Source organism: Streptomyces durbertensis (assembly GCF_014156695.1).
Classification (GTDB): Bacteria; Actinomycetota; Actinomycetes; order Streptomycetales; family Streptomycetaceae; genus Streptomyces; species Streptomyces durbertensis.
Window position 1 is genome coordinate 1 of the sequence record NZ_WMLF01000694.1, and the last position, 1,794, is coordinate 1,794.

At 73.3% G+C, this 1,794-nt stretch carries 3 protein-coding genes; all 3 read left to right on the top strand.

Annotated elements, in window-relative coordinates:
- The first annotated feature begins 35 nt into the window (after positions 1–35).
- Entirely contained in the window at positions 36–506 is a 471-nt protein-coding gene (locus GL263_RS25975; protein WP_182858181.1) for a MogA/MoaB family molybdenum cofactor biosynthesis protein, read from the top strand.
- Positions 507–520: 14 nt separating this feature from the next.
- Complete coding sequence (locus GL263_RS25980) at positions 521–1,138, top strand: GNAT family N-acetyltransferase (RefSeq protein WP_438948006.1); 618 nt, start codon at positions 521–523, stop codon at positions 1,136–1,138.
- 171 nt (positions 1,139–1,309) lie between these two features.
- Positions 1,310–1,794 (top strand): SepX/GlpR family protein (locus GL263_RS28685; protein WP_500294579.1); only part of this gene is annotated, 485 nt, incomplete at its 3' end.

Below are 1,794 nucleotides of genomic sequence, written 5' to 3' on the forward strand. Positions count from 1 at the left end.
CCCCCGACCGCGACCGTCCGGTCCGGGCGCTCGCCGTGACGGTCTCCAACCGCGCCTCCGCCGGCGTCTACGAGGACACCGGCGGCCCGCTGCTCGTCGCCGGACTGCGGGAGATGGGCTGCGACGCCGACGGGCCGACCGTCGTCCCCGACGGCGAACCCGTCGAGACCGTGCTGCGCGAGGCGGTGGCGGCCGGCTACGACGTCGTCGTCACCACCGGCGGCACGGGCCTGACCGCGCTCGACCTGACCCCGGAGATGACCCGGCGGGTCATCGACCACGAGGTTCCCGGCATCGCCGAGGCGGTCCGGGCGGCGGGCCGGACGAAGGTGCCCACGGCGGCGCTCTCCCGTGGCCTCGCCGGGGTCGCCGAACGTACCCTGATCGTGAACCTGCCCGGTTCCCGGGGCGGTGTGAAGGACGGCGTCGCCGTCCTGAAGGAGATCGTCCCGCACGCCGTCGACCAACTGCGCGGCGGTGACCATCCCCGAGGAGGCCCCAGCTGAACGCGTCCTGGCCGGTGGTGCTCGCGGAGGGGGACGTCTCCCTCCGCCCGGTCAGGCTGCGCGACCACCGGGAGTGGCGGGAGGTCAACCTCCGCAACCGGGACTGGCTCAGACCCTGGGAGGCCACCGTCCCGCCCGCGCCGCCCGGCCGCATACCGACGGGCCGGCCCACGTTCCGGCAGATGGTCCGCCATCTCCGCGCCGAGGCCAGCGCCGGCCGCATGCTGCCCTTCGCCGTCCACTACCAGGACCGGCTGGTCGGCCAGCTCACCGTCGCCGGCATCACCTGGGGCTCCATGTGCTCGGCGCACATCGGCTACTGGGTGGACGAGGCGGTCGCCGGCCGCGGCGTGACGCCGACAGCCGTCGCCCTCACCGTCGACCACTGCTTCCGCAGCGTCGGGCTGCACCGCGTGGAGATCTGCATCCGACCCGAGAACACGCCGAGCCGCCGGGTCGTCGAGAAACTCGGATTCCGGGAGGAGGGCATGCGCCCCCGCTATCTCCACATCGACGGTGCCTGGCGCGACCACCTGGTGTACGCGCTCACCGTCGAGGAGGTGCCCGACGGCCTGCTCACGCGCTGGCGGCAGACCCGCGCGGGCACGGACACCGCCCCGGAAATGCGATAAGCGTTCGATTAAGCGATCCGCGGCCACCTCACCCCACCCGCGCATTCCGGTGTGAATGGGTACGGTCCTGCGACTCGTCATCCCAGAGAATTCTCGGCTTATCGGCAGAATCACGCGACACGCCGCGTCAATCGGCTGATACTTTGCCCGCGACGGCTCTACCGTGTCAGCGTGAGCAGCAGCGGCCTCATCTACGCAGTCATCGTCGGGGCCTGGGCCGCCTACCTGGTGCCGATGTGGCTCCGGCGTCAGGACGAACTCAACGACGCCCGACCCACCGAGCGTTTCAGCACCGCCATCCGGCTGCTGTCCGGCAAGGCGGCCATGGAACGGCGCTACGCCAAGGAGCGCGGCCAGGACGCCGCCGTACCCGTGGCGGACGCCACCGCCGACGGACAGCCGGGCCCCGCGCGGGACCAGTACGAAGCCGACGGCGCGTACGAGCCCACCGCCGACGTCCGGTCCTTCGCCGACCCCGTCACGATCCTCCAGCCCGCCGCTCCCGACGAGTCCTCGCTCCTCGCACCCGGATCCGCGGCGCCCGGACTCGCCACACCCGGACTCGCCACACCCGGGCCCGTCGCGTCCGGAGGCGGTGCCGACCCCGCGACCGCCGACCGCCCCGGCGAGGAGCGCCCCTCCACCCCCCGCCGGCC